The following is a 25,651-nucleotide window of genomic DNA, read 5'->3' as shown; positions in this document are numbered from 1 at the left end:
ACGCTAGGGAGGGCGGCCGTGCGATGGTATGCCCGTGACGGTTGAGGACATGTCCGTTCCTGCTGCCGAACTCGTGATCGTCGGCCACTTCGACCAGCCGGCCGGCTACGCGACGCGTCGCACCAGGGGCTCGCCCAGCTGGCTGCTCATGTGGACGCAGGCCGGTGCGGGGCTGGTCGAGCAGGCGGGGATCCGCACCACGGCGGGCCCCGGCGACCTGGTCGTCCTCGGGTCGGCGGCGGCCCAGTTCTACCGGACCGCGCCGGGGCAGGACCGGTGGCGGTTCTGGTGGGTGCACTTCCAGCCCAGGCCCGCCTGGCTGCCCTGGCTCGCGCCGTACGCCCTCGCCCCTGGCTGCCACGTGATCCACGGCGTCGGCCACGACCGGATCGAGCAGGCGCTCCTGCGCGCGGGCGCCGACGCCAGATGGACGGGGCACGGCCCGCCCGCCGTTCCCTCCCGACCGGCCCAGCCGGTCGTCGCCGCTGCCGCCGAGGCCCGCGAGCTCGTCCTGGGCGCGGTCGAGGAGGTGCTGGTGCTGGCCACGGCGGCGGCGCGCCGTCCGGGAACGGGTGATCCGCGCGTCAGGCAGGTCGAGGCCCTGATCGCGGCCGAACCCTCGGCCCGGCACACCGTCGCCTCGCTGGCCCGCGCGGTCGCGCTGTCGCCGTCGCGGCTGGCGCACCTGTTCTCCGAGCAGACCGGTCGCACGCCCATGCAGGCGGTCAGAGAGGCGAGAGTACGGCACGCGGCCCGGCTGCTCGAGGTCACCGACCTCGACGTGGGCCAGGTCGCGAACGCGTCGGGCTTCGTCAGCCCCTTCCACTTCAGCCGCGTCTTCAGCGGGGCGTTCGGGCTGCCGCCGCGGGAGTACCGCCGCCGCCTGCGTCTGAGCTCTGGACTCTGACGGGTACCCCGGAAATCGCGAGAGGCTGGATCCGTCGTCTCGGATCCAGCCTCTCCATCGGGTGGACGATACTGGGATTGAACCAGTGACCTCTTCCGTGTCAGGGAAGCGCTCTCCCGCTGAGCTAATCGTCCTCGGGTGAACCAGAGCGGAAGACGGGATTCGAACCCGCGACCCTCACCTTGGCAAGGTGATGCTCTACCACTGAGCCACTTCCGCGTTGCCGCTCGTTCGCGGCGACGTAGAGAACTCTAGCGAATCCTGGCCGAGTCCCCAAACCGTTTCGGGTAAGCCCCTTACGATCAGGTTCATACTTACCTCAAGTTAGCTCGTGGCTTATGGTTAGCCGTATGAGCACTCTCATGGTGGATATTTGGTCCGATATCGTCTGCCCCTGGTGTTACCTGGGCAAGCGCCGGTTCGAGACCGCGCTCGACGGGTTCGCGCGGCGCGACGCCGTACAGGTGCGGTGGCGCAGTTTCGAGCTCGACCCCGACGGGAGCACGGAGGCCGACCTCACGCTTCCCGAGCGCCACCGGAAGGACGTCGGGGGCACGATCAAGGAGGCCCGTCGGCGCATCGGCTGGCTGAGCGACCTGGCGGCGGAGTCAGGCCTGACCTACCGCCTCGACCTGGCCAGGCCGGTGAACAGCTTCGACGCCCATCGGCTGATGCGCTACGCCGACCAGGAGGGCGCGGGGGAGCGGGTGCGCGAGCGGCTGCTGCGGGCGTACACGGGAGAGGGCGCGGTGGTGTCCGATCACGACACTTTGGTACGGCTCGGCGCCGAGTGCGGCCTGGACCCCGCCGCGACGCGGGCGATGCTGGGGAGCGACGACTTCGCCGCGGCAGTTCGGCAGGACGAGGCGCTGGGGCGGCGGCTGGGCGTCTCGGGCGTGCCGACGTTCGTGTTCGGCGAAAAGTACGCGGTGTCGGGGGCCCAGTCGGTGGAGGTCTTCACCGACCTGATCGACCGCGCGTGGCGGGAAATCGCCCCCACCGAGGTGCTCGACGGCGACGGCGTCTGCACGGTCGACGGCTCCTGCTGACCCGCGACTTGAGGCCATATGCCAGAACCGCCTGCCTGGACCGCCCGTGGCCGGAGGGACAGGCGGGCCAGGCCGGTCCGTCGGCCCCATCGAGCCCGTTCCTCGGGGACGCGCGGCCGCCTTGCGCCAGGTGTCGGCGTCCTGCTGGGCTGCGGGGAGACGCGGCGGTCCGGGTCAGGGAGTTTTGGTGCGGGCGCGGAAGGCTGCTGTCTTGACCCGGTTCTGGCAGGCGGTGGAGCAGAAGCGGCGGGTGCCGTTGCGGGAGACGTCCACGTAGACGCGGTCGCAGTGCGGCGCCGTGCACACCCCCAGCCGATCGTGGAACTCGCTGCCCAGCACGATCGCCAGACCCGTCGCGCAACTGGCCGCCCAGTCTCCGGCCATCGTGCCGCCGGGCCCGTGGAAGTGCAGGTGCCACGGTTCCCCGTCGTGACGGTCGAGGCGCGGCCTGGCGCGGGTCTCGTCCAGCAGGTGGTTGATCTGTCCCGCGGCGGTGTCGATGTCGCCGGAGGAGACCGCCTCGAACACCACCCGCAGCCGCGCGGCGACCTTGGCCAGCTCGCCCGCGTCGCCCTCGGCGATCTCGTGGTGGTTCGGGTAACCGTTCCGCAGCGCCTCGGTGGCGGCGGCGGGCAGGTCGGCGGGCACGGGGAAGGGGCGGCCGCGCCGCTCGCCGGGCGTGAGCGCGTTGACCAGGCCGACGGCGACCAGAACCACTCCGTCGTTGTGACTGTTGAATTCCACTTGACCGGTTACACCCTCACGTTCTAAGTTGTGACTGTCGAAAGTATAGACGACGGTCACAAGGAGGCCTTCTGTGCTCACCAACGATGCCGCACTCGAATGGATCGCGCGCTGGGACCGCCAGCAGGAGGGCTACCTGCCGGACCGCGAGGAGCGCTTCACCGCGCTGATCGACGCCGTCGAGGCCGCGGGACGTCCGGATCCGCTGGTGCTCGACCTGGGCTGCGGGCCCGGTTCGCTGTCCGCGAGGCTGCTGGAGAAGGTGCCGAAGGCCACCGTGATCGCGATCGACGCCGACCCGCTCCTGCTCGGTCTTGGCCGCGCCGCCTACCCGCACCTGACCTTCTTCTCGCGTGACCTCCGCACGCCGGGCTGGAGCGAGGGGCTGGGACTGGACCGTCCGGTGGACGCCGCCGTGAGCACGACCGCACTGCACTGGATCACGGGCCCTGAGCTGACCGCCATGTACGCCGAGGTCGCGTCGCTGCTGCGGCCCGGTGGCCTGCTGCTGAACGGCGACCACTTCGAGTCCGACGACGCCACGCCGTCCATCGCCGCGCTGGAGCGGGCCGTCCACGACAAGGAGACCGCGCGCGCCTTCGCCGACGGGCGTCCGGAGGGGTGGCGGGAGTGGTGGGACGCGATCGCCGCCGATCCCGACCTGGCCGAGCTCAACACGGCCCGCAGCACGGCGGGCGCGGGGCACCACGGCTCCGAGTCCCACCTGCTGTCCACGCACGTGGACGCGCTGGTGGCGGCCGGGTTCGCGGAGGTCGGGACCCTGTGGCAGCGCGGCAACAACCGCCTGCTGTGCGCGGTCGCGAAGTCCTGACCCGGAGGCCTCGAGGAGAGGCGCTCGTGAGGGTGGCCGCGCTCCCGCCACGTCAGCCGTCCACCCGTGCCCGTCGTCCGGTCGTGCCCGCCGTCCAGCAGTGCCCGTTGTCCGGTCGCACCCCGTGACCTGGGTGCGGCGGTGAGATCGAGGGCCGCGGAGGCGGGCCGTGCGGGTGAATCTCGCCTGACCGGGGCAGGGGAGGCAGGGCGACGGTGTTGTCCTGTAAGGAGCTAACATCGCATACGCCGGTTACCTGATCGAGAGAGTGGCACCATGCGCGACAACGCAGTCGTGAACGTAGGACCGGAGCCGTTGAGCTTCGAGGACGTCATCCAAGTGGCCCGACACGGCGCCGCCGTACACCTCACCGACGACGCGATGGCGGCGATCTCCGCCGCGCGCCAGCGGATCGACGAGCTGGCCGAGAGCCCGGTCCCGGCCTACGGCGTCTCGACCGGGTTCGGCGCGCTGGCCACCAGGCACATCGACCCCGAACTGCGCGCCCAGCTCCAGCGCTCGCTGGTGCGCTCGCACGCGGCCGGAAGCGGGCCCGAGGTGGAGACCGAGGTGGTGCGCGCGCTCATGCTGCTGCGCCTGCACACGCTGGCCACCGGGCACACGGGCATCCGCCCGACGACCGCCAAGGCCATGGCGGGCCTGCTGAACGCGCACATCACCCCTGTCGTCCACGAATACGGCAGCCTGGGCTGTTCGGGAGACCTCGCCCCGCTCGCGCACGTCGCCCTGACCCTGATGGGCGAAGGCGTCGTGAGGGATAAGTCCGGAAATATCGGGCCGTCGGCCGAGGCGCTCAAGCAGGCCGGACTCGAGCCCGTCGAGCTGGCCGCCAAGGAGGGTCTCGCCCTCATCAACGGCACCGACGGCATGCTCGGCATGCTCATCCTCGCCATCGACGACCTGACCAGGCTGCTCAAGACCGCCGACATCAGCGCCGCCATGAGCGTGGAGGCGCTGCTCGGCACCGACCGCGTCTTCGCCCCCGAACTGCAGGCCCTGCGTCCCCAGCCGGGCCAGGCGCTGGCCGCGGCGAACATGGTCCGTGTCCTCAAGGACTCCGGCATCATGGAGAGCCACCGCGACCCCAACGCCTGCACCCGCGTCCAGGACGCCTACTCGTTGCGCTGCGCCCCGCAGGTGGCCGGAGCCGCCCGCGACACCGTCGCCCACGCGGCCAACGTCGCCACCTGGGAGCTGGCCTCCGCCGTCGACAACCCCGCCGTCCTCGCCGACGGACGCGTCGAGTCCAACGGCAACTTCCACGGCGCGCCCGTCGCCTACGTGCTCGACTTCCTGGGCATCGTCGCCGCCGACGTGGCCTCCATGTCCGAGCGCAGGACCGACCGCTTCCTCGACGTGGCCCGCAACCACGGGCTGCCCGCGTTCCTCGCCGACGACCCCGGCGTCGACTCGGGACACATGATCGCCCAGTACACCCAGGCGGCCATCGTCTCCGAGATGAAGCGCCTGGCGGCCCCGGCGAGCGTCGACTCGATCCCGAGCTCGGCCATGCAGGAGGACCACGTCTCCATGGGCTGGTCGGCCGCCCGCAAGCTGCGCCGCTCGGTGGACGGCCTGACCAGGGTGCTGGCGATCGAGATCCTGACCGCCGCACGCGCCATCGACCTGCGCGCCCCGCTCCAGCCCGCACCGGCGACGGGCGCGGTGGTCGGCGCGCTGAGGGACAGCGTGGCGGGCCCGGGGCCCGACCGCTTCCTCGCACCCGAGATCGAGTCCGTGGTCCGCCTGGTCGCCGACGGCACCATCGTCACCACCGCGGAGTCCGTCACCGGCCCCCTGGCCTGATCTCTCCTTCTCCGCGGAGCCCTGGGGTCGTCCGCGCGGCGTTCTGAGGTCGTCCGCGTGCGGCGTCCTGGGTTCGTTCGCGCGGTCGTTTCCCGTTGTCGCGGGACAACCCAGGACCGGCCGGTACGGCAAGCCGTGTGGCCCCACCCCCGGCACGGGGCGGGGCCCCGTCCAGGGTGACGCTCCTCGGGAGCGCGGGGCGGGCCGCCCATACGCGGCCTGCCCCCCTTAGCCACGCCTGGCAGACGCGGCCCGTCCCTCGCGGTCCCGCCGTGGCAGACGCGGCCCGTCCCTCGCGCCGGTCAGGTCAAGGCAGGGCGACGATCAGGTCCACCTCCAGCAGCAACCCGGGCATGAAGAGCTTCGACACCTCCACGGTCGTGCTGGCGGGCGGAGGTCCCGTGAGGTACTTCCTGCGCACCGCGCCGTACTCCATCCGCAGGTCCAGGTCCGTCAGGTAGGTCCTGATGAAGGCGATGTCGGCGAAGTCCGCACCCTGGTCGGCGAGGATCTTGCCGATGTTCTGGAAGACCACCTCCGCCTGCGTCGTCATGTCGCCCTCACCGACCACGGCGCCCCGCTCGTCGAAGGCGGCCTGACCCGAGACGTAGAGCATGTCCCCGACCCGGACGGCGTGCGAGTAGAACCCGTTGGTGGCAGGCACGCTCCCCGGATTGACCCGCACCGCCCTGCTCCCGGAACCCCTGGGGGAAACCGCCCCCCCGGAAGCCTCCGTCCCACCCGAGGAGACGGCACCTCCCGAAGCCCCGACGTCGCCGGAAGAAACCGAGCCTTCCGATGAGCCGCTGTCTCCTGAGGCAGGCGAGCCCGAAGTCCCGGTGTCTCCGGAGGAGGAGGACGCCGGGGTGGGGGAGTCGGCGATGTGGGTGGCGATCGACGTCACGTCGTGATCCCCGTAGCCCGACGCCTCGGCGGACTCCAGGCGGGCGCTCGCGGCCCGGGCCATCGTCGCCCCCTCCCAAGCACCCAGCCGCACATCCTTCGCCGCCAACCCCAGCGCGTACCGCGTCTCCTCTGCGGGCGCCGCCACCCGAGCGGCCAGCACCCCCAGTGGCGTCCCCTCCAGCACCTCGGCCAGCGCCGACCGGCTGACCCCGTGCGCCTCGCCGTACGCGAAAGTCTCCGCCAGCAGCACCTGGGCGGGCACCAGCGCGCCCATCACCGCCACCTTCAGCGCGGCGCCCGCCCCCAGCGCCCCGAGCTCGCGCACCGTCCCGAAGACGGACAGCACCGACCGGCACGCCGTCAGGTCGCCGCCCGCCAGCACCGTCAGGGTGCCGTCGGCGGCGGGGCCGACGCTGCCCAGCACCGGCGCGTCCACGAGGCCCACGGAGGACGGCAGCAGCTCGCGCAGCGCCAGCACCGCCTCGGGCCCGATCGTGGACATCTCCACCACCGTCGCCCCCGGCCGCAGCCCGGGAAGCGCCTGCCGCAGCACCTCCTCGACCGCGGGTCCGTCGCGCAGCATGGTGATGACCAGGTCCGCGCCCTCCACCGCCGAGCTGACCGGGCCGAGGCCGCGCCGCCACACCTTCACCTCATGCCCGGCCTCCACGAGTCGCCGAGCCATGGGGACGCCCATGCGTCCCTGTCCGAGAAATGCAATCACGTTCTGATTCAAGCCGGATGCGAGGCATTCCACCACCGACTACATTGCATACCAGCCATGCTAGATACGAATGATTTGCGACTGTTCCACGAGGTCGCCCGCGAAGGGTCCTTCACCGCCGCCGCCGAGCTGCTCGGTTACACGCAGTCCGCGGTGTCCAGGCGCATCGCCGCGCTGGAGAAAGAGGCGGGAGGGCCGCTGTTCGTGCGTCTGGCCAGGGGCGTCAGGCTCACCCCCGCCGGCGCCGCCCTGCGCAGGCACGCGGAGGCCGTCCTCGACCGTCTCGACAAGGCGGAGGAGGAGCTGGCCGCCATCCACCGGGGCGGTGGGGGCACGCTGCGGATCGGCGCGTTCGCCACCGCGAACGTGTGGCTGGTGCCGCAGGCGCTGAAGGCGTTCAAGGCCAGGCGGCCCGAGGTCGAACTGCGCCTGGCCGAGGGGCTGACGGGACGTCTGCTCGACCGGCTCCACGCCGGGGCCCTCGACGTGGCCGTGGTCAGCGACTACCCCGCGGGGCTGCCCGTGGCGGCCGAGACCGTGCGGCTGCTGGAGGAGCGGCTGCTGGTGGCGCTGCCCCAGGGGCACCGTCTCGCCGACCGCGAGGTGATCGACCTGCGCGACCTGGCGCGGGAGACATGGATCGAGGCGGCTCCACGAGGTCAGCCGACGATCCTGCAGGCGGCCTGCGCGCGGGCGGGGTTCACCCCGCGCGGCGGGCTGCGCGTGGCCGAGTGGACCGGCAAGTTCGGCTACGTGGCCGCGGGCCTCGGGGTGACGCTGGTGCCCGAGCTCGCCGCCCGCGCCGTGCCCGACGACGTGGTGCTCCGGCCGATCTCCGAGGAGGGGCCGCGCAGGACTGTCTACGCGGCGCTGCCCGAGGTGCCGCTGCCGTCCGCGCTCGCGTTCGTCGAACTACTGGGACAATAGGGTCGTGCACGACAGTTTCGCCCATGTCGGGGGGCTCCTGGCGACCAGGCTCCGTGATCTCACGACCGATCTGGCCGCGCTCGACAGCGCGGGCTGGTGGGCGGTCGTGGTCGACTACGAGGGCAAGGTGACGTGCGCGCGCTTCGACGACGTACGGCCCGCGCCGCTGCCCAAGTCGGGCCCGTGGATCGGGCCGGGCGAGTGGCGCAGCTCGCTCGACCAGGCCGCCTACGAGCGCGGCGTCCAGCGCATCCGCGACTACATCGAGCAGGGCGAGGTCTACCAGGCCAACCTCTGCCGCGTCCTGTCGGCGCCGCTGCCGTCCGGCGCCGACCCGCTGGCCCTGGCGCACCGGCTCAGGCAGGGCAACCCCGCCGCGTACGCGGCCGTCATCGACGTACCGGGCACGAGCGTCGTGTCGGCCTCGCCCGAGCTCTACCTCTCGCGCGACGGCGACGTGGTGGAGTCCAGGCCGATCAAGGGCACCGGCGTCACCGCCGACGACCTGCTCGACAAGGACTACGCCGAGAACGTCATGATCGTCGACCTGGTCCGCAACGACCTGGGCAGGGTCGCCGAGGTGGGCTCGGTCACCGTCCCCTCGCTCTGCGAGGTGGAGGACTACCCGGGCTCGGTGCACCTGGTCTCGACCGTCAGGGCCAGGCTGGCCGAGGGGATGGGCTGGTCCGAGTTGTTCGCCGCCACCTTCCCGCCCGGCTCGGTCACCGGAGCTCCGAAATCTTCGGCCCTGCGCATCATCAATGAGCTCGAACCCGAGCCGCGAGGGCCGTACTGTGGGGCGGTGGGCTGGGTCGACGCCGACCGGCGCACGGCGGCGCTGGCCGTCGGGATCCGCACGTTCTGGATCACCGCCGGGGAGATCCGCTTCGGCACAGGAGCGGGCATCACCTGGGGCAGCGACCCTCGCCGCGAGTGGCGCGAAACCGAGCTGAAGGCGTCGCGGCTCATCACTTTGGCATCCTCAGGAGGAAATCGATGAACGTTCCCGTCTGGGTCAACGGGGAACTGCTGGATCCGGCGCAGGCCACCGTCTCGGTGTTCGACCACGGGCTGATGGTCGGCGACGGCGTGTTCGAGACCGTCAAGGCCGTGGGCGGCCAGTCGTTCGCGCTCACCAGGCACCTCGACCGGCTCAAGCTGTCGGCCCAGCGCATGGACCTGCCCGAGCCCGACCTCGACGCCATCGCCGACGGCGTGCGCCGCTGCCTGGCCGCGGCCCCCGCCTGGCCGCTCGGCCGCATCCGCATCACCTACACCAGCGGGCCCGGCCCGCTCGGCTCCGACCGGGGCAACGAGGGCGCCACCGCGATCGTCATCGTGGGCGAGCAGGCGCCCTTCCCGCTCACCGCCGACGTGACCGTGGTTCCGTGGCCGCGCAATGAGCGCGGGGCGCTGGCCGGGGTCAAGTCGACGTCGTACGGCGACAACGCCAAGGCGCTGGCCTTCGCCAAGGCCCGCGGCGGTGGCGAGGCCATCTTCGAGAACCTGGCCGGTAACCTCTGCGAGGGCACCGGCTCCAACGTCTTCCTGGTCCAGGGCGGCAGGCTGATCACCCCGACCCTGGCGTCCGGCTGCCTGGCGGGTGTCACGCGCGCGCTGACGCTGGAGTGGTGCGGCGGCGAGGAGGCCGACGTGCCGCTGGCGGCGCTCTACGAGGCCGACGAGGCGTTCCTCACCTCCACGACCCGCGACATCCAGCCGATCCGCCTGGTCGACGGCACCGTCCTGCCGTCCGCGCCGGGGCCGGTCACCGCCAAGGCGCAGGAGATCTTCGCGGCCCGTGCCGCGGCCGACCCCGACCCCCGCTGACCGTCCGGTACGGCAGGCCGCCCCAAGGCCACCGGGGTCACCGCTGACCGCCCGTCCATCACGCGTCCTCCAGCGGGACTCCGGTCCCCGCCGTCACGTCGCCCGTTTCCCGAGTGCCGGATCCCGCACCCGGGCCCGGCCGAGGTGACGGCGGCCCGACCCCGCTCCGGCGGCCAGGACCGGCGGCAGCGCCGACTCGAGCAGCACCACGACACCGCCAGCGCGGTGATGTCGTAGTCGCGGTTGAGTTCTACCCATGGCTCGGCTCCCGGTCGAGCAGGCCGAGCAGGGCAAGGGGAACGCTCATGCCGCGGACAAGGGCCCTCACGGCGGGCTTGCCGTAAGAGGGCCCTTCACGCATGAGCGGTCAGTAGACCTTCTGGGTCTGCACGTTGAAGTCGGTCATACGCACCGACTTCGCCGGGTCGGTCAGCGGATCGGTGATCTCGATGACGTCCAGGCCGCGCAGCATGTCGCTGGAGTAGATGTAGCCGTTGTAGTAGTACGCCGACCACGATCCCGCGATCACGCCGTCCTGCGGCTCAGGGCCGCGCTCGAAGAAGCCGATCTCCTTGGGCGCGTCGGAGTTGGTGAAGTCCCAGATCGACACTCCGCCCTGGTACCACGACTGGACCATGATGTCCTTGCCCTTGACCGGGATCAGCGAGCCGTTGTGCGCGACGCAGTTCTCCTTGGACGTCTGCTCACGCGGCATCTTGAAGTATCCGCGCCGCTCGAGCTTGCCGTCCACGATGTCGTAGATCGCGTTCGCGCCCTTCGTCGCGGGGGTCCTGGCGTCACAGGTCGGCATCCCGCCGCCGCCGAGCTCGTCGCCGAAGACCACCTTCGTGGCGTCGTTGTTGAACGTCGCCGAGTGCCAGATCTCGAAGTTCTCCCTGTCCTTGACCTGTTGGAGCACCTTCGGCTGCACCGGGTCGGTGATGTCGAGCAGCACGCCGTCGCCGAAGCAGGCGGCCGCGGCCAGGTTCTTCTCCGGGAAGGCGGTGATGTCGTGGCAGCCGGCCGCGAAGGATCCCTCGCCCTGTCCCTCGGGGAAGATGTTGGGCGAGGCAACGACCTTGGCCTGCTTCGGATCCTTGACGGGCACCTCGACGATCTGGATCAGCTCGTGCGGCGAGGGGCAGGTCGGGGAGTCGGACTCCGGGCCGGCCGAGCCCGGCGAGGAGACGTAGATGTAGAGCGTGTCGGGATCCTTGCCGGGCACCATCGTGTGCGTGTGCGAGCCGCAGTCGGTCGCCACCGAGCTCACGTACTTCGGCGCGGTCTTGTCGCTGATGTCGAAGACGCGGATGCCCTCCCACGGCCTGCCGCCCTGCCCGCCGTCCGCGCTCAGCGGCTTGGACTGGCAGGTCTCGTCGGAGCGGGGCTCGTCCACTGACAGGAACAGCAGGTCACCGTAGACCGAGACGTCGTTCTGCTGGGACTCGCAGGCGACCGTGCTGACCCGCTTCGGGCTGGTGGGATTGCTGATGTCGTAGACGGTGAAACCGCCGAAGTTCCCCACGAACGCGTAGTCGCCCTGGAAGGCCAGGTCGGAGTTCAGATCCATGTCGCCGTCGAGCGGCGCCTCACGCGGCAGGTTCGCGACCAGCTTGACGTTGTCGCTGGTCATCACGTCGCCGGGGGCGGCGGTGACCGAGGGGGAGGCGGCGGAGGTCGCCGGGGGCGAGGAGGGGGCCGCCTGCGGGGAGCGCGAGGGTGGTGGAGACGACGCGCACGCCGACACCACCAGCACCAACGCCGCCACGCCACCCAATCGGGAAAAGATCACATGCGCCCCCTTCGAAATTATGAACCAGTATGGAAGCTATGTCAGCCAAGGTCCAAGCGTGCGGGGTTCTCGTCACGGTTATGACGACATTGACGCTCGCGGGATGCTCGGCGGGACCCCAGGGGCCCTCGCCCGTTGGCCCGGGCGCGCCGGTGATCGTTCCAGGCGGCCCGGGCGAGGCAGGCCGTACGGCAGGGCCGGGGGAGAGCCTGCCGACCAGGGACTGGACGGCGGTCGCGGCGGACGTGCGCTTCGCCGAGGGCATGATCCCCCACCACCGGCAGGCGCTGGAGATGGCCGGACTCGTCGACGCGCGCACCACCACCAAGAGCGTGCGCGCCGTGGCACGGCAGATCACGCTCACCCAGCAGCCCGAGATCACGCTGATGTCCGACTGGCTGGACGGCCTCGGCCGGGCCGTACCCGATCACAGCTCACACGGGGGCGGTGACGGCTACGGGATGGCCTCGCTGGAGGAGATGAACAGGCTGCGCGCGGCGCGCGGCGCCGCCTTCGACCGGCTCTTCCTGGAACTGATGATCAGACATCACGAGGGCGCGCGGCGGATGGCACGGGAGGAGCTGTCCGGCGGGCGGGACCAGACGATGCGCCTCATGGCCGACGACGTCTTCGCGGGCCAGGGCATCGAGATCGCCCGCATGCGGGAGCTGCTGACCCCGTAGATCACAATGCCCATGCCGGGACGGCATGGGCATCGCGGGAGCGCCTTGGGGGTGTGGGCTCGCCAGGCTTTCAGGGGGCTTTCGGGGTTTTCGGGGGCTTTCGGGGGGTGGAGAAGGTCAGGACGGCCAGAGCATGTTGGTCAGCTCGGCGTCCAGGTCCATGAAATCGGTCTCCCGGCCTGCGGGCACGAGGTCGTACGTGCGGTGCAGGAACTCGGTGAGAGGAGCCAGCGGGACTTCGAAGAGCGCCTGTCCGAACGGTGACGTCAGGCTGATGTGAAGCGTGCGCTCGCCGTCGGCGCGTGCGGGCCAAACCTGCACGTCGCCGTCGCCGACACGTCTCACAATGCCTACAGTCAGTAGTTCTCGGGCGAAGATCCACTCGACCGGTTCGTCGTTCCCTACGTGGAAGGCCATGCGGATGGCGTACGGGTCGTCGGCTGTGTAACTCAGTCCGGCGAGCAGGGGGACGGTGGTACGGTCGGGGACCACAAGCCGAAGGCCAAGCTCGGCGGAGACGGTGGTGCTGTTCATCGTCAGCCAAACCTTTTCGTCGTACGGTCCCCTCTTCGGGGCTTTCACTGCTCTGACGGACTTCGTCCTGAGCTATGACGCGGAACGAAGAAACCTGTAGGAAAGATTCCGCCTCCAGGCCCTTCTGTAACGCAACTCACAGCTGGACATTTGGGCATCTACCTGGCTAAACATCATCAACTGGGTGATGTTTGCGAGGGTTTTGCGCGTTGCTGGCGTCGTTCCAGCGCGCCCCTCTACGACCTTTCGGGCGATCGGGGCCTTCCGGAACAGCTTGATGGTATGCCAACGAGCCACCATGCTGACGGGCAACCGCCCCCATTGGCCCGAAACCCGCCTCAGGCCCGTGACCCAGCGGTGTGCGGCGTCGCTTCGCCAGCGGGCCGGAAGTGCGGTATGGTTTTCCCCGTCGGCGCCGCAAGGAGCCAGACAGGGCGGGCGATTAGCTCAGGGGGAGAGCGCTTCGTTCACACCGAAGAGGTCACTGGTTCGATCCCAGTATCGCCCACCAGCTCAAAGGCCGCTTCCCGTTTCGGGAAGCGGCCTTTTTGATCTTCCGAGTGACTGACTGGGTGACCCTGCATCTGAGGGGTGGATCCGGCCCATCTCCTGTCCCCCTCCAGATCGCCGGCCTGACTCCACCGCGCGTCTCACGACGCCTGCCGATAATCTCGGCACACGACCACGGGAGGGACCTGCTCTCGTTGGGGACCCGTTCATCTCAGCAGGGGGGCGACACCTTGACTGTCGATCGGCATCGGCGTGGCTACGTCGTGCGGCGAATCGGCCGAGCGCTCCTCGGATACGGCGTCGCCCTCCTCTTCGCCGTCGTCGTGGTGGCGGTGTGGTGGCTGACGCGGTGACCGGCGGGATCGCCGGGTCGCGGCCGTCCTGACGCCACTGGTCAGCCGTGGCCGTCGCCTCTACGCTCAGGTAGTGGCGGACATCAGCTACTTCGAGGCGTGGGCGATGTGGCAGGCGGGCAAGCCGGTGGCCGGCTATGACCTGTGGGGGCTCCAGCTGCTGTGGTGGGGGCGCATCGGCAAGGTCATCAGCTTCGTCAGCGGGGCGACGATCATCCTGGACGCCATCGGTGCCGAACGCCTGCAGCAGTTCGGCAAGTGGACCGCGGACCAGGAGCGGGTCAGGCAGCGTCTCATGTTCGTCGGAGTGCCCATCGTCATGGTGATGCAGATTCAGGTCCTGGCGGGCGCGGGAGTCGACTTCCTGTCCAGCGTCTGGTTGTACGTCCTCGGTGCGCTGATCACCGGTCTGATCGGGGTGGCGATCCCGGCGCTCCTGGTCGGGATCGTTCGCGGGCTGGGCAGGCTGTTCGCCAGCCGGTGGGAGCCGGTCGTCTACGGGCTCGCGGCCATCCTGCTGGCCGTGGGCTTCCACTTCGACATCCTCGCGTCCTAGCGAGCACCTCCGCCGAAGAGGACCGCCCGGCACGCCGTCTCCTGTGCTTGTGCCAAGGACGACCGCGCGGCGTGCGCCGTCTCCTGCCCAGAGCGGCCGAAGGAGGGCCGCGCGCGAGCGGTCTGATGGAGTGTGCGGTCGCGCATGCTGTCTGCTGTGCGCCGGTGAGCGGTCCGATGGAGCGCGCCGCACCGCCCTCCGGTTGGCGGACGGTCCGGCGTTCCGGCCGGTGGACGGGGCGGCGGCGTCCAGCGGGTCAGGTCAGCAGCGGTCGGCGCCGTCGAACGAGCGGATACCGCGCGGGACCTGGGTGCTGATCGTCTCTCCCGGCCGTACGGTGCGGCAGGGCCCATCGGTGCCCCGGGCCCAGACGATCTTCAAATTCAGCGTGTACCTGCAGTCGTTCCTGGCGTAGCCGGTCTTGGTGATGCGGCCCGTGTGCTCCCAGACGGTGACGCAGGTCGGCGCGTTCCCCGCGGGGATCGCCGCGGCCGAGGCACCTGCCTGGCCGGGAAGGGCGAGCAGGCTCACGGCGAGGCCGGTGACCGTGAGTGCGGCTGTCCTGAGAGCTGTGCGCATGTGCGGAGAACCTTTCGCTGGGAAGACTGGCCCTCAGAGTTGTAACCGCATGACTACGCTGGGTCAAGCGGAACGCCCTACCAGCCCTCGTCGAAGTCGCAGATGTCGACCGTGACGCCGCGCCGTACGGCCGAGGGGGTGATCACCTCGAACACGACGCGATACGAGCCCGCCTGCTTCCACGTGATGGAAGGGAGCACCACCTTGTCGCCGGAGCGGGCCTCGTGCCGGCCCATGTTCTGCCCGTTGACCAGCCACCGGTAGCTGAACGTGCCCGAGGCCTTCACATCGGCGAAGATGTTCAGGTCATAGCGCCAGCAGTCGCCCAGCCTGATGCCCTCGTAGCGCAGGGTCGCCGAGCTCACCCCACCGCCGCTGGTGGGCCTCTTGGTCGTGGGCGACGCGGTGGGCTTGCTCGCGGGCGAGGTGACGGCCCTGGTGGGAGCGGGCTTCATGGTGGGAGTCGGGCTCCTGGTGGGTTCGGGCCTGCGCGTCTTCCCCGCCAGGCGCTCGCTCTCCGTCTGCCCGGCCTGCGATGTCTTCCCGGGCTGCGGTGTCTTCCCGGTTTGCGGTGTCTTCCTGGTCTGCGACGTCTTCCCGGTCTGCTCGATTTTCCCGGTCTGCTCGACGGAAGGGAGGGGGACGGCGGCCGTGCCGGCGCCGCCGTCCCAGAACGAGGCGGCTCCCCACGCGGCGGCGGCGACGCAGGTCACGGCTAGCGCCGCGCCGCCCGCCACGAGCGCGGGACGGGGGCGGCGGCGGGCGGGAGCGCTTCTCGGAAGTGTCTGGCCGCCGATGAGCTCGAAGAGCACGTCCTGCATGCTCGGACGGCGGGCGGGCTCCTTGTCCAGGCAGCGGGCCACGATCGGGCGCAGCGCGTCCGGCACCGCGTCCAGGTGCGGCTCGCCGTACTGAACCCTCCTGATCACCTCGGGCAGCGACCCTCTGCCGAAGGGCGGCGTGCCGGTGGCGGCGAACACCATCACCCCCGCCCAGGCGAACACGTCCGTGGCGGGCCCGACCTCCTCGCCCGCGAGCTGCTCGGGAGCCATGTAGGAGGGGGTGCCGACGACGCTGCTGGTGACGGTGAGCGCGGAGTCCGCCGCGCGGGCGATGCCGAAGTCGATGACCCGCGGCCCGTCCCTGCCGAGCAGGACGTTGGCGGGCTTGAAGTCCCTGTGCACGACGCCCGCCCGGTGGATGGCGGCCAGCGCGGTGGCGGTGCTGATCGCCAGCCGTTGCAGGTCGGCGCCCAGGTGGCGGCCCGCCTCCTGCAGGGAGGGGCCCTCGACGTACTCGGTCACGATGTACGGCCGGCCGCCCAGCGACGCGTCGAGCACCTGGGCGATGCAGAACGGCTCCACCCGGCGCGCGGCGGCGATCTCCTTGGCGAAGCGGTCGTCTCCTGCGAACCCCTCGCGCAGCGTCTTGACCGCCACGGGCCGTCCGTCAGGCGCGGTGGCGAGATAGACCACACCCTGGCCGCCCTCGCCGAGCGGTCTGACGACCCGGTAGGGGCCGATGAAGGACGCCGTCATCAGTGTTCCAGGGAGCAGACGGAGAACGAGATGCTCCTGCTGGCGGTGGCCGGCGAGGTGATCCGCAGGGAGACGGTGTGCCGCCCGGCGTCCAGCATGTACTGCCCCGCGGTGATGAACGCGGTGTAGTCGTCCTCGGGGACCCAGCTCCTGCTGCTCTCCTTCACCTTCCCGTCCACGAGCCACTGGTAGGAGAGCCACAACCCCTTCCTGCTCGCCGACGCCGTGGTCTGGAAGTGCACCGGAGGCATGTAGCAGCCCTCGGCCTCGACCTGGCCGGGCCCTCCGGACAGGCTGATGGGCTGGATGTCGACGTCGAGGCTCGCCGCGGGTTTGCGCGTGGTGCGCGTGGCCGTGGGGGACGGCCTGGTGGTGCGCGTGGTGGCCCGGTCCGAGGGCGTGCGGCTGGGCGCGGCGCCGGGCTCGCCGGACGGCGTGGGCCTGGGGGTCTTCGCCCTCGGCGGCCTGCTCTTGGACGGCTTGGCCGGCGACGGGGACTGCGTGGTGTCGTCGGACGACGTGGTCGCATCGGACGACGTGGTTGCATCGGACGACGTGGTGACGGCGGCGAGCGCAGGGGGCCCGGAGCCGTCCGCCGCGGGCATCCGCCAGACGACGGCCGCCACCAGCGCCGCGGACACCACGACGGCGCCTCCCGCGACCAGGGGGACGAGGACGCGCCTCCGGCCGGGAACCGCGCGGCGGCCGCGCGTGGGCGCCGTGGGCGCCGTGGACTGCCCGCCCCCGCCGAGGAGCCGCAGGAGGACGTCCCGCATGGTGGGCCGGTGCGCCGGGTCCTTGGCCAGGCAGTCGTGGACGATCGAACGCAGCGGCTCGGGGAGGTCGCCCAGCCAGGGCTCGTTGTGCAGGATGCGGTTGATGATCGCGGGAAGGGTGTCCTCGCCGAACGGCGGCGCGCCCGTGGCGGCCCACACCATCACCGACGCCCACGCGAACACGTCCGTCGCCGGACCCACCTGCGCGCCCGCGAGCTGCTCGGGGGCCATGTAGGAGGGGGTGCCGACGACGCTGCTGGTGACGGTGAGGGCGGAGTCCGCCGCGCGGGCGATGCCGAAGTCGATGACCCGCGGGCCGCCCGGGCCCAGCAGCACGTTCGCCGGCTTGAAGTCCCGGTGGACGACCCCTGCCTGGTGGATCGCCGCCAGCGCGGTCGCCGTGGCCACGGCCAGCCGCTGCAGGTCCGCCCCGCTGTGGCGGCCCGCCTGCTGCAGGGTGGGGCCGTCGACGTACTCGGTCACGATGTACGGCCGGCCGCTCAGCGACGCGTCGAGCACCTGGGCGACGCAGAACGGCTCCACCCTGCGCGCGGCGGCGATCTCCTTGGCGAAGCGGTCGTCGGCGGCGACGCCGTCGCGCAGGACCTTGACGGCCACGAGCCTGCCGTCGGGGGCCCGGCCGAGATACACGACGCCCTGGCCGCCCTCTCCGAGCCGGCCGACGATCACGTAGGCGCCTATCGCGGCCGGGTCACCTTCACGCAGGGGTGCGGCTTGCGGCATGAGGAGTGACTCCTGAGGCGGGCGAGATCAACCTCATGCACCTTAGCGGGATAAGTCAGGATTTGTAGGCAGTCTGGTTGATCAAGGGCGCCTCAAGAGCCGGCTCGCACCCTGGCGCCTGCGTCGCCGCCGCCGGGCCGGGCCGCTCCGGCGGCGAAGTGGTGCGGTGCGGCGACGTGGTGCGGTGAGGTGGTGGCGGTGTCCAGGGGGTCAGGCGCCGGCCCGTGCTCTGGCGGCGAGCCGCTCGACGGGGGTATAGGGGTCGGTGAGGCCGAACGCCGCGGGGCCGAAGCAGTCCAGCGCCGCGGGGCTGCGCATGATCTCGGGTGTGGAGATGGCGTAGACGGTCAGCCGCTGCCCGTAGGCCAGCGCCTCGGTCGTCACGGGCGCTCCGGTGTCGGCGTTGAGCGTGCAGATCAGATCGGGCACGATCGCGACCACCTCGCCGTTACTGCGGGCGACGAGATGCTCGTTCTGGAATGTGATCACCAGCTGGTCGGCCGGGTCGTCGAGCGCGGCCAGCGTCACCTGGCCGCGGGCGAATCCGTCGACGGTCCTGCGGTCGATGTCGACGACCTTGCCCCTGAACAACACCAGGCCGTGGCTGTAGATGGTGCCGGCCAGCGCCGCCGTGAGCGCGTCGAAGGGGTCGTCGTGCCGCTCGCGCGCGGTCCGGAGCGCCGCGCCGATCCGCATGCCCAGGGTCAGCGTGCCCGGTACGGCGGTGCGGCGCACGGTGGCCGCGTCCATCGGGTAGTCGCAGATGTAGGCGGCGCCGCCCATCTCGACCGTCATGACGCGGGCCAGCCGTTCCATGCGGACGTTGTCGAGGGCGTCGATGATGGCGACGTCGCCGTGGTCGGAGGCGATCGACATGGGCGAGCCCGGCACGCCGTACACGGCGAACGTCTCCATCTGCAGCTCGGGGAAGGCCCTGCCCATGCCGTCGGCGTCGATGACCGGCAGGCCGAGCTGGGCGCCGAGCAGCAGCGGCATCATGCTGTTGAGACCGCCGCACTCGATGGGCATGGTGGCGGCCGCCGTACGGCCCAGATGCCTTTCCAGGGCGCGCAGAGCGGCGACGTTGCCCTTGCCAGAGGGCGGCCGTTCGACGAAGACGGTGGGCGCGCCCATCATCGCCGACGGCAGCACGAGCGCGTCGTCGGGCAACTCGTCGACCGGGATGATGGTCACCCGGCGGCCTTCGCGCAGCTGCCGTTCGACCAGGAGCCTGCCGATGTAGGGGTCGCCCCCGCCGCCGGTGCCCAGGACGGCGGCGCCCTCGGCCAGATCGCGCAGCGCGTCGACCGTCAGGTCCACGCCCATCACACCTGCACCTCCTCGGTGGTCGCGGGATCGCTGAGGCGAAGGTCGCCGACGGCCTTGACCCGCACCCGCACGGCGTTGCCGGGCAGGTAGGCCACGTGCACCTCGTCGACGTCGACCACGTCGACGGTGTCGGGGTCGGCCCCTGCCGCGATGGCCCGCTCGACGGCCTCGGCGCGGGCCTGGTCGAGCACGTCCTCGCGGGTGCGGGCGGCGGTGATGGCGAACAGCCGGTCGACGTCGCCGCCGATCTGGCCGGTCGCGGCGCCGATGGCGTTGGCCACCGCGTGATGTTCGGGCCGGTGGACGGCCGGCACGCCCGGCAGGTGGTCGGGCATCAGGACGCTGCCGCCGCCGACCACGACGACCGGCAGCGGCCGGGCCGAGACGCGCATCTGGTCGACGAGCTCGGCCACCCTGCCGGACATCCACGCCACTCCGTTCCTGACCAGGTCCTTGCCGAGATGGCGGACGAGGGAGGCGTCGCCGATGTCGGCCAGCCCCGCGGCGACCGCGAGGTCGGTGGCGGTGAGGACCTGGCCGCCGAAGACCAGCGCCTGACTGGTCAACTCGTAGCCGACGCTGTCGGGCCCGATCTCCGGCATCGGCGCGCCGGTGACGCGGCTGCCGCCGCCGAGCCCGATCGACAGCACGTCCGGCATGCGGAAGTTGGTGCGCACGCCGCCGATGTCCACCTCGCCGGTGGCCTGGCGGGGGTAGCCGCCGCTCAGCACGCCGACGTCGGTGGTGGTGCCGCCGATGTCGACCACGGCGCAGTCGGCCAGGTCGGCCAGGAACGCCGCGCCCCGCATGGAGTTGGTCGGCCCTGAGGCGAACGTGCGAACGGGGTAGCGGCGGGTGTACTCGGCGTCCATCAGCGTGCCGTCGTTCTGCGACAGGTACAGCGGCGCCCGGATGCCGACCGCCCGGAGCGCCTCGGCAAAGGCGTCGACGATCTCGTCGGCCAGATCGCGCAGGCAGGCGTTGACGACGGTGGCGTTCTCCCGCTCCAGCAGTCCCACCCTGCCGATCTGATGGGACAGGCTCACATGCAGGTGAGGCAGCTCCGCGAGGAAGATCTCGGCGGCCCGCTCCTCGAGTTCCGCGTTGACGGGGGAGAAGACGCTGCTGATGGCGACGGTGTTGATCCCCTGACCACCCAGGCCGGCCGCGATGCGCTTGAGCTGGTCCGGATCGAGCGGCGAGATCGGGCGGCCGTCGAACTCGTGGCCGCCGTCGCACAGATGGACGCTGGGATCGATCGCCTTGGTCAACCGGTCGGGCCAGTCGACCATGGGCGGCAGCGCGGCGGTGGCGGGCAGCGCCAGCCGTACCACCGCGGTGCGGGCCAGGCGGCGGCCGGTCACCAGCGCGTTGGTGAAGTGGGTCGTCCCGATCATCACGGCGGTGACGCGCGCCCGGTCGACGCCGGAGGCGGCCAGCAGTCGTTCCAGGGCGGTGACGACGCCGCCGGTCACGTCGAGAGTGGTAGCTGTCTTGATCTCGGCCAGGACGGTGGTCCCCGCCATCAGGACGGCGTCGGTGTGGGTGCCGCCCACGTCGATCCCGACACGCACGAATGCTGCTCCTGTCTGCGTCAGTGGAAAACGATCAGAGGACGGCTCGCTCGTCCCGCGGCGCCCCTGTGAGGCCCAGCCTGCCCGCGACCGCGTAGGCGGCGAACGCCACGAGCAGGGCGTTGAGGGCGGGGATGCCCCACGCGACGTACTTGCCGACCAGCGCGGAGACGAGCCAGATGATCAGCGCGGCCGGCGCCCAGCCAGGCGCCGTGTCCGGGAGCGCGCCGGAGGCTCGTGAGGCGTCGAGCGCGGGTCGCCATCGGCGGACGACGTAGTACTCGGCGACCATGATGCCGGCGACGGGCGGGATGGCGACGCCGAGCAGGACGAAGAAGTCGACGAGATGGTCGAGGATGCCCGCCGCGGCCAGGCCGGTGCCGATCACGCCGAGTGCGACGGTGACGGCGGCCCGGTTCGCGCGCTTGCCGAACGCGGTGTGCAGGGTGTTGGTCATGCCGAGAGAGGCGGCGTAGAGGTTCCAGTCGTTGATCTTCAAGGTGGCGGTGACCAGGACGATCGTGCCCACCGCGCCCGAGGTGGTGGTGACGATGGCGATCACGTCGCCGGTGCGCAGCGCGTGGGCGAGCAGGACCCCGACCAGGGCCACGACGTACTCGCCGAGCGTGATGCCGAGCACGGTCTGCTTGACCACGTCGGCCGCGCTGCGGTTCCACCGGCACATGTCGGGGGAGATGACCGCGCCGACGATGAACCCGCCCGCGACGATGGTGGCGCCCTCGGCGAGGCTCATGGCCGGTCCCGGTGGCGCCGAGGCGACCAGGGTGCCGAGCGACTGCTTCGACAGCTCCACGGCGATCGCCCACCCCGCCAGGACGAGGAAGGCGGGAACGGTGATCCACGCGGTCCAGGCCATTCCCGCGAAGCCGTGCACGACGATCGCGGTCACCGCCAGCCCCGCCAGGATCGACCACACCCACACGGGCGGCCCGCCCAGCAGCGCGGCGAGGCCCTGGGCCAGGACCGCCGACTGCACGCCGAACCAGCCGAGCAGGCAGATCGCGACGACCATGCCGACGATGCCCGCGCCGTACCTGCCGAACCCGGCCCAGCGGGCGAGCACGGTCGTCGACAGGCCCTCGCGCATGCCCGCGATGCCGATGGCGATCGCGACGACCTCGAGGATGACAGCGCCGAGCGTGATGGCCAGCACCGCGTCCCAGAAGGTCATGCCCATGCCGAGGGTGGCGCCGAGCAGGAACTGGCTGAGCGCGCTCAGCATGCCGAAGCGCTGGACGGCGACCGTCACCCAGCCGTAGCGGGCGGAGGCGGGCACCCGCTGGAGCGCGTAGTCGTCGCGGGCGAGACCGTCATCGGATAACTCGGTGGTGATCGACGCATCGGACATCCCGGTGTCCCTTCCCGTCAGCCGAAAAGTCGGGCCGTTGAGTGCGACGCTAGATTCACCGACGATCTTTGGGAAGACCCGCGCGCTTGGTGTTCAACAATCGCCCACCGCCCTCTGCCTGACACCTCCTCGCCTCGTCGAGCACCGTCGCGGCGCCCTTCGCTGGGCCCGTGGAAAGCCCGCCGGGCCTCTCGCAGGAATAAACCCTAGGGGGGTATGGTTCGATGCGGAAGATCCAAGGAGGAGACATGAGACGTCTGGACCGGGTGGAGCCCGAGCAGGCACCGGAGAAGTCGAGAGAACTGCTCAGCGGAATCGTCGAGCGTCATGGCAGAGCGGGGGAGATGGTCTCGACGATGGCGCACTCGCCCGCGCTGCTCCAGGGCTATCTCGACTTCTCGCGCGCCATGAAACGCGTCAAGATGCCCCGGGCGCTCAGCGAGAAGGTCTCGCTGGCGCTGCAGGAGTGGATCGGGTGCGGTCTGTGCATGGCGGCGCACACCCAGGCGGCGCGTACGGCGGGCCTCAGCGCGGCCGACATCGAGCTGGCCAGGCAGGGCACCTCGGCCGACGCGAGGGAGGCGGCGCTGATCGCGGTGGCGGTGCGGGTGCTGGCCGAGCCCGGGTCGATCACCGACACGGACGTGGCGGAACTGCGCGGCCACGGATGGAGCGACCGGGTGATCGCGGAGATCGTCGGCCTGGTCGCGCTCAACCTGATGACGGGGGCCTTCAACCTCCTCGCGGGGCTCGAGGCGCCGGAGGAGGCGGCCTGAGCGCTACTGTCCGGCGGCGGCCTGCCGCTCGGCGAGAGCCTGACGACGTTCCTCGGCCCTGGCGGCCTTCTCGTGGTTGAGCAGGGCACGCACGCCCAGCAGGAAGGCGGTGGCCACGATCGCGGGAGGCGCGAGAGCCGAGAAGACCTCGAACATGAAGATCACCGTTTGGGTCGGCGGACAAGGGCGACTCCAGGATATGACGCCGGGTCCCCGCTTCCCCTCCCAGCCCGGCCCCAAACCCGCCCGGCGGCCCGCCATCCGTTCCCGGATGATGAGCGCCGCCAGAGCGGGGGAGGACGACCGCCTCCCCCAGACCCCCGCCAGACCCCCGTCAGGCCTGCGTCAGGTCTCCGAAGAGGTCGAGGGCGGCCTGGCGTACCTCCGCCGGGTCCAGGCCGTCCAGCACGCTCCTCGCGTGGTCGGTGTCCCGTGTGGTCGCGAGCGTGATCGCCACCGAATGGGCGGCCGTACGGCTGAGCGACCCAGCCGGAGCGTTGTCGGCGAATTCCTGGGCGCGGGCGGCGAGATCGAGATTGTCGGTCATAGTCCGCACGTTATAGGCGAACACGCCCTGTGACGTCCAGCTCCGCGAGATCGGAGATGACGACGTGCGCGCCCAGCTCCTTGAAGGGCTCCTTGAAGGCGAGCCCCGCCCGGTCGACCGCCACGATCAGTCCGAACCCGCCGCGACCGGCCGCCTCGATGCCGGGCAGCGTGTCGCCCACCACCGCGACCTCCGCAGGCGGCACCCCCAGCAGGGCGGCGCCCTCCTCGAAGGAGGCGGGGCCCGGCTGGTCGTGGCGGCCGTCGACCACCACGTCGAACAGGTGCATGAGGCCGGCCGCCGTCACCACCTTGTGGCAGTGCGTGCTGGCGGAGACCGCGGCGGTGCGGCAGCCCCGGTGCCGCAGCTCGTGCAGGAGCCGGACGGCGGCGGGGAAGGCGGCCACGCCGTACCGCTCGATCTGTTCCACGAAGACGCGGTCCTTGGCCGCGCCGAGGGCGGCCACCTCCTCCTCGGTGGGGCTGAGGCCCCTGGAGGCGAGGAAGGTGCGCGCCCCGTCGAGGCGCGTGCGGCCGTCGACGTGGCAGAGGTAGTCCTCGCGCACGTCGAACGGCTCCGAACGCCCGCGCAGGAAGGGGTCGAGCACGCTCTTCCACGCGGCGGCGTGGACACGGGCGGTGTCCGTGACGACGCCGTCGGTGTCGAACACGACGGCCCTGATCCCGCTCAGATCGATTGCTGGCACATCACTGACGCTACGCCTTGACATGCCATGCGGGGAGTGGCCAAGTCTTGAACGTGCGAGTGCTGCTGGCCACCGTGGTGGTGATGACGCTCGGCGTGGTCGCGGTCGCCGTGGTGACGCTGCTGATCCTGACCTAGAAGGCGACCTGGAGCTCCTTCACGCCGTAGACGATCGCCAGCTCCCTGAAGGGCACCTCGTCGTACGGCACGGCCAGCCTGAGCGAGGGGAAGCGCCGCAGCAGCGCGGGGTAGGCGATCCGCATCTCCATCTGCGCGAGGGGCGCGCCGATGCAGCGGTGGACCCCGTGCCCGAAGGCCAGGTGGGAGGGCACGTCGCGGAGCGGGTTCACGCTGTCCATGTCGGGGCCGAGCGCGGGGTCGCGGTTGGCCGCGGTGAGCGAGCACAGCACCATCTCGCCCTTGGCGATGCGCTGCCCGGCTAGATCGAGGTCCTCGCGGGCGAAGCGGGGGAAGGCCACCTGCACCACGGTCAGGTAGCGCAGCAGCTCCTCCACCACTCTGGTGACGTGCTCGCCGCCCTCGCGGACCTTCGCCAGCTCGTCGGGGTTCTCCAGCAGCCACAGCGTGCCCAGCGCGAGCATGCTGGTGCTGGTGTCGTGACCGCCGGTCAGCAGCCCGTCGGCGAACCCGGCCAGCTCCTTGTCGGAGATCTCGTCGCCGTAGTCGCGCACCAGCTGGCCCAGCAGGCCGTCGCCGGGGTTCTTGCGCTCTCTGACGGCCAGCTCGGTGAGGTAGGCCATCGACTCGTTCACCGCGTCCAGCGAGGCCTCGGGGCCCGCGGAGAAGTCGAACCTGTCGGTGCTGAGCCGGAGGAAGTCGGCCCGCTCCTCGTACGGCACGCCGAGCAGCTCGCACACCACCAGTGAGGGGATCGGCAGCGCGAACGCCTCGACCAGGTCGACGGGCGAGCCCTTGCGCTCCATCGCGTCGAGGTGCTCCTCGACGATGGCCTCGATGCGCGGCTCCAGCCTGCGCAGCCGCCGCATGGTGAACTCGGGGGTCAGGTAGCGCCGCAGCCTGGTGTGCTCGGGCGGGTCGCGGAAGCCGAGGCCGCCCGGGTCGTCCTGCGTGGCGCCCATGCCGGTCACGTTGCCGAAGTCGTTGCTGAATCGTCCGGTGTCGCCGAGGACGGCCCGCACGTCCTCGTAGCGGGTGGCCAGCCACACAGTCTGCCCGCCGGGGATCTGCATGGGGAAGACCGGCTGCTCCGTGCGGATCCGGGCGAGCTCGGCCACGGGGTCGAAGCCCTCGCGCATGAACTGCACGAGCGGAAACTCGTTTTCAGACACGACCTTCAGCGTAGGGGGAGGGGGTGCCGGTTATGTGATCCCCTGGGATGAGATGCGACTCATCCTGACGGTGGAAGATCGGTTGGCCTGTCGTACCCTTCGGCGGCTCCGTACACCTCCTCGTCGGGATCCTCCTCCGGCTGGTTGGCCGGGTCGGAGGGGGAGGGGGTGAACTCCTCCGCGAAGTCCGGCTCTTCCTCAGGTTCCTGTTGCGACATGGGGCTCCCCTA

At 71.1% G+C, this 25,651-nt stretch carries 26 protein-coding genes and 3 tRNA genes; 12 read left to right on the top strand and 17 right to left on the bottom strand.

Annotation, left to right across the window (positions count from 1 at the left end; translation table 11 throughout):
• The first annotated feature begins 49 nt into the window (after nt 1-49).
• Nucleotides 50-907, top strand: coding sequence for a helix-turn-helix domain-containing protein (locus tag H4W81_RS18615; RefSeq protein WP_225958688.1), 858 nt, complete (start codon nt 50-52; stop codon nt 905-907).
• A 62-nt stretch (nt 908-969) separates the two neighbouring features.
• On the opposite strand, the gene H4W81_RS18610 is transcribed toward H4W81_RS18615, so the two are convergent.
• Nucleotides 970-1,041 (bottom strand) — tRNA-Val (locus H4W81_RS18610).
• 13 nt (nt 1,042-1,054) lie between these two features.
• Nucleotides 1,055-1,126, bottom strand: a tRNA-Gly gene (locus H4W81_RS18605).
• 131 nt (nt 1,127-1,257) lie between these two features.
• On the opposite strand from H4W81_RS18605, the gene H4W81_RS18600 reads away from it, so the two are divergent.
• Nucleotides 1,258-1,956, top strand: a complete 699-nt coding sequence (locus tag H4W81_RS18600) for a DsbA family oxidoreductase (protein WP_192775980.1) — start codon at nt 1,258-1,260, stop codon at nt 1,954-1,956.
• 174 nt (nt 1,957-2,130) lie between these two features.
• Here the strand turns inward: H4W81_RS18600 and H4W81_RS18595 are convergent, their stop codons facing one another.
• Nucleotides 2,131-2,700, bottom strand: a complete 570-nt coding sequence (locus H4W81_RS18595) for a CGNR zinc finger domain-containing protein (protein WP_192775979.1) — start codon at nt 2,698-2,700, stop codon at nt 2,131-2,133.
• A 73-nt stretch (nt 2,701-2,773) separates the two neighbouring features.
• Here H4W81_RS18595 and H4W81_RS18590 point away from each other — a divergent pair, with 73 nt between their 5' ends.
• Together H4W81_RS18590 and hutH are read left to right on the top strand one after the other, a co-directional pair.
• Nucleotides 2,774-3,532, top strand: coding sequence for a class I SAM-dependent methyltransferase (locus H4W81_RS18590; RefSeq protein WP_192775978.1), 759 nt, complete (start codon nt 2,774-2,776; stop codon nt 3,530-3,532).
• A gap of 276 nt (nt 3,533-3,808) precedes the next feature.
• Nucleotides 3,809-5,359: a histidine ammonia-lyase gene (gene hutH / locus H4W81_RS18585; RefSeq protein WP_192775977.1), complete on the top strand. Its 1,551-nt coding sequence runs from the start codon at nt 3,809-3,811 to the stop codon at nt 5,357-5,359.
• Nucleotides 5,360-5,666: 307 nt separating this feature from the next.
• Here the strand turns inward: hutH and H4W81_RS18580 are convergent, their stop codons facing one another.
• Complete coding sequence (locus tag H4W81_RS18580) at nt 5,667-6,989, bottom strand: Rid family hydrolase (RefSeq protein WP_318781811.1); 1,323 nt, start codon at nt 6,987-6,989, stop codon at nt 5,667-5,669.
• Nucleotides 6,990-7,064: 75 nt separating this feature from the next.
• On the opposite strand from H4W81_RS18580, the gene H4W81_RS18575 reads away from it, so the two are divergent.
• Genes H4W81_RS18575 through H4W81_RS18565 form a run of 3 tightly spaced genes read left to right on the top strand, consistent with a single transcriptional unit; the run spans nt 7,065 to nt 9,746 of the window.
• On the top strand, nt 7,065-7,916 hold the full coding sequence (locus tag H4W81_RS18575; protein ID WP_264083174.1) for a LysR family transcriptional regulator: 852 nt from the start codon (nt 7,065-7,067) through the stop codon (nt 7,914-7,916).
• A gap of 4 nt (nt 7,917-7,920) precedes the next feature.
• Nucleotides 7,921-8,916: a chorismate-binding protein gene (locus H4W81_RS18570; RefSeq protein WP_192775975.1), complete on the top strand. Its 996-nt coding sequence runs from the start codon at nt 7,921-7,923 to the stop codon at nt 8,914-8,916.
• Entirely contained in the window at nt 8,913-9,746 is an 834-nt protein-coding gene (locus H4W81_RS18565) for an aminotransferase class IV (protein WP_192775974.1), read from the top strand. Before H4W81_RS18570 ends, H4W81_RS18565 begins: the two co-directional genes overlap by 4 nt.
• 367 nt (nt 9,747-10,113) lie before the next feature.
• On the opposite strand, the gene H4W81_RS18560 is transcribed toward H4W81_RS18565, so the two are convergent.
• Entirely contained in the window at nt 10,114-11,538 is a 1,425-nt protein-coding gene (locus tag H4W81_RS18560; protein ID WP_318781810.1) for an LVIVD repeat-containing protein, read from the bottom strand.
• An 80-nt stretch (nt 11,539-11,618) separates the two neighbouring features.
• Between H4W81_RS18560 and H4W81_RS18555 the strand changes: the two genes are divergently transcribed.
• Nucleotides 11,619-12,221: a DUF305 domain-containing protein gene (locus H4W81_RS18555; protein WP_225958686.1), complete on the top strand. Its 603-nt coding sequence runs from the start codon at nt 11,619-11,621 to the stop codon at nt 12,219-12,221.
• A gap of 117 nt (nt 12,222-12,338) precedes the next feature.
• Here the strand turns inward: H4W81_RS18555 and H4W81_RS18550 are convergent, their stop codons facing one another.
• A complete protein-coding gene (locus H4W81_RS18550) occupies nt 12,339-12,755 on the bottom strand; it encodes an SsgA family sporulation/cell division regulator (protein WP_183659751.1) in 417 nt (138 codons plus the stop codon).
• Nucleotides 12,756-13,191: 436 nt separating this feature from the next.
• On the opposite strand from H4W81_RS18550, the gene H4W81_RS18545 reads away from it, so the two are divergent.
• The 3 genes from H4W81_RS18545 (at nt 13,192) to H4W81_RS18540 (ending at nt 14,174) form a co-directional block, all read left to right on the top strand.
• Nucleotides 13,192-13,266: transfer RNA gene (locus H4W81_RS18545), tRNA-Val, on the top strand.
• Between the two features lie 229 nt (nt 13,267-13,495).
• On the top strand, nt 13,496-13,618 hold the full coding sequence (locus H4W81_RS48685) for a hypothetical protein (protein WP_264083173.1): 123 nt from the start codon (nt 13,496-13,498) through the stop codon (nt 13,616-13,618).
• A 73-nt stretch (nt 13,619-13,691) separates the two neighbouring features.
• A complete protein-coding gene (locus H4W81_RS18540; protein WP_192775972.1) occupies nt 13,692-14,174 on the top strand; it encodes a hypothetical protein in 483 nt (160 codons plus the stop codon).
• A gap of 261 nt (nt 14,175-14,435) precedes the next feature.
• Here H4W81_RS18540 and H4W81_RS18535 read toward each other — a convergent pair whose 3' ends face one another.
• From H4W81_RS18535 to H4W81_RS18510, 6 genes are all read right to left on the bottom strand, one after another.
• Entirely contained in the window at nt 14,436-14,753 is a 318-nt protein-coding gene (locus H4W81_RS18535) for a hypothetical protein (RefSeq protein WP_192775971.1), read from the bottom strand.
• A gap of 77 nt (nt 14,754-14,830) precedes the next feature.
• Nucleotides 14,831-16,291 carry a protein kinase domain-containing protein gene (locus H4W81_RS18530; protein WP_192775970.1) on the bottom strand — a complete coding sequence of 487 codons (1,461 nt, stop codon included), beginning with the start codon at nt 16,289-16,291 and terminating at the stop codon, nt 14,831-14,833.
• On the bottom strand, nt 16,291-17,811 hold the full coding sequence (locus tag H4W81_RS47345; RefSeq protein ID WP_225958685.1) for a serine/threonine-protein kinase: 1,521 nt from the start codon (nt 17,809-17,811) through the stop codon (nt 16,291-16,293). Before H4W81_RS47345 ends, H4W81_RS18530 begins: the two co-directional genes overlap by 1 nt.
• A 210-nt stretch (nt 17,812-18,021) precedes the next feature.
• Entirely contained in the window at nt 18,022-19,137 is a 1,116-nt protein-coding gene (locus H4W81_RS18520) for a DUF917 domain-containing protein (protein WP_192775969.1), read from the bottom strand.
• Nucleotides 19,137-20,714 carry a hydantoinase/oxoprolinase N-terminal domain-containing protein gene (locus tag H4W81_RS18515; RefSeq protein WP_192775968.1) on the bottom strand — a complete coding sequence of 526 codons (1,578 nt, stop codon included), beginning with the start codon at nt 20,712-20,714 and terminating at the stop codon, nt 19,137-19,139. Before H4W81_RS18515 ends, H4W81_RS18520 begins: the two co-directional genes overlap by 1 nt.
• Nucleotides 20,715-20,748: 34 nt before the next feature.
• A complete protein-coding gene (locus H4W81_RS18510; protein ID WP_192775967.1) occupies nt 20,749-22,083 on the bottom strand; it encodes a purine-cytosine permease family protein in 1,335 nt (444 codons plus the stop codon).
• Between the two features lie 248 nt (nt 22,084-22,331).
• Here H4W81_RS18510 and H4W81_RS18505 point away from each other — a divergent pair, with 248 nt between their 5' ends.
• Nucleotides 22,332-22,859 carry a carboxymuconolactone decarboxylase family protein gene (locus tag H4W81_RS18505; protein WP_192775966.1) on the top strand — a complete coding sequence of 176 codons (528 nt, stop codon included), beginning with the start codon at nt 22,332-22,334 and terminating at the stop codon, nt 22,857-22,859.
• Nucleotides 22,860-22,862: 3 nt separating this feature from the next.
• On the opposite strand, the gene H4W81_RS18500 is transcribed toward H4W81_RS18505, so the two are convergent.
• The 5 genes from H4W81_RS18500 to H4W81_RS18480 all read right to left on the bottom strand — a co-directional run bounded on the left by H4W81_RS18500 (nt 22,863) and on the right by H4W81_RS18480 (nt 25,639).
• Entirely contained in the window at nt 22,863-23,015 is a 153-nt protein-coding gene (locus H4W81_RS18500; protein ID WP_192775965.1) for a hypothetical protein, read from the bottom strand.
• 178 nt (nt 23,016-23,193) lie between these two features.
• Nucleotides 23,194-23,406, bottom strand: coding sequence for a hypothetical protein (locus H4W81_RS18495; RefSeq protein ID WP_192775964.1), 213 nt, complete (start codon nt 23,404-23,406; stop codon nt 23,194-23,196).
• A 10-nt stretch (nt 23,407-23,416) separates the two neighbouring features.
• Nucleotides 23,417-24,112 carry an HAD family hydrolase gene (locus tag H4W81_RS18490; protein WP_318781809.1) on the bottom strand — a complete coding sequence of 232 codons (696 nt, stop codon included), beginning with the start codon at nt 24,110-24,112 and terminating at the stop codon, nt 23,417-23,419.
• A 133-nt stretch (nt 24,113-24,245) separates the two neighbouring features.
• Entirely contained in the window at nt 24,246-25,421 is a 1,176-nt protein-coding gene (locus tag H4W81_RS18485; RefSeq protein WP_318781808.1) for a cytochrome P450, read from the bottom strand.
• 59 nt (nt 25,422-25,480) lie between these two features.
• Nucleotides 25,481-25,639, bottom strand: a complete 159-nt coding sequence (locus tag H4W81_RS18480) for a hypothetical protein (RefSeq protein WP_192775962.1) — start codon at nt 25,637-25,639, stop codon at nt 25,481-25,483.
• Nucleotides 25,640-25,651: the final 12 nt, after the last annotated feature.

Source organism: Nonomuraea africana, from assembly GCF_014873535.1.
GTDB lineage: Bacteria > Actinomycetota > Actinomycetes > Streptosporangiales > Streptosporangiaceae > Nonomuraea > Nonomuraea africana.
The sequence above is the reverse complement of the archived record's forward strand: the minus strand, read 5'-3'. Positions and strand labels throughout refer to the sequence as shown.

What these genes read in the sequence shown, in the direction of transcription:
- H4W81_RS18615 (WP_225958688.1), top strand. Translation starts at nt 50, where the DNA reads ATGTCCGTTCCTGCTGCCGAACTCGTGATCGTCGGCCACTTCGACCAG.
- H4W81_RS18600 (WP_192775980.1), top strand. Translation starts at nt 1,258, where the DNA reads ATGAGCACTCTCATGGTGGATATTTGGTCCGATATCGTCTGCCCCTGG.
- hutH (WP_192775977.1), top strand. Translation starts at nt 3,809, where the DNA reads ATGCGCGACAACGCAGTCGTGAACGTAGGACCGGAGCCGTTGAGCTTC.
- H4W81_RS18565 (WP_192775974.1), top strand. Translation starts at nt 8,913, where the DNA reads ATGAACGTTCCCGTCTGGGTCAACGGGGAACTGCTGGATCCGGCGCAG.
- H4W81_RS18555 (WP_225958686.1), top strand. Translation starts at nt 11,619, where the DNA reads ATGACGACATTGACGCTCGCGGGATGCTCGGCGGGACCCCAGGGGCCC.
- H4W81_RS18550 (WP_183659751.1), bottom strand. Translation starts at nt 12,755, where the DNA reads ATGAACAGCACCACCGTCTCCGCCGAGCTTGGCCTTCGGCTTGTGGTC.
- H4W81_RS18535 (WP_192775971.1), bottom strand. Translation starts at nt 14,753, where the DNA reads ATGCGCACAGCTCTCAGGACAGCCGCACTCACGGTCACCGGCCTCGCC.
- H4W81_RS18530 (WP_192775970.1), bottom strand. Translation starts at nt 16,291, where the DNA reads ATGACGGCGTCCTTCATCGGCCCCTACCGGGTCGTCAGACCGCTCGGC.
- H4W81_RS47345 (WP_225958685.1), bottom strand. Translation starts at nt 17,811, where the DNA reads ATGCCGCAAGCCGCACCCCTGCGTGAAGGTGACCCGGCCGCGATAGGC.
- H4W81_RS18520 (WP_192775969.1), bottom strand. Translation starts at nt 19,137, where the DNA reads ATGGGCGTGGACCTGACGGTCGACGCGCTGCGCGATCTGGCCGAGGGC.
- H4W81_RS18510 (WP_192775967.1), bottom strand. Translation starts at nt 22,083, where the DNA reads ATGTCCGATGCGTCGATCACCACCGAGTTATCCGATGACGGTCTCGCC.
- H4W81_RS18505 (WP_192775966.1), top strand. Translation starts at nt 22,332, where the DNA reads ATGAGACGTCTGGACCGGGTGGAGCCCGAGCAGGCACCGGAGAAGTCG.
- H4W81_RS18500 (WP_192775965.1), bottom strand. Translation starts at nt 23,015, where the DNA reads ATGTTCGAGGTCTTCTCGGCTCTCGCGCCTCCCGCGATCGTGGCCACC.
- H4W81_RS18495 (WP_192775964.1), bottom strand. Translation starts at nt 23,406, where the DNA reads ATGACCGACAATCTCGATCTCGCCGCCCGCGCCCAGGAATTCGCCGAC.
- H4W81_RS18480 (WP_192775962.1), bottom strand. Translation starts at nt 25,639, where the DNA reads ATGTCGCAACAGGAACCTGAGGAAGAGCCGGACTTCGCGGAGGAGTTC.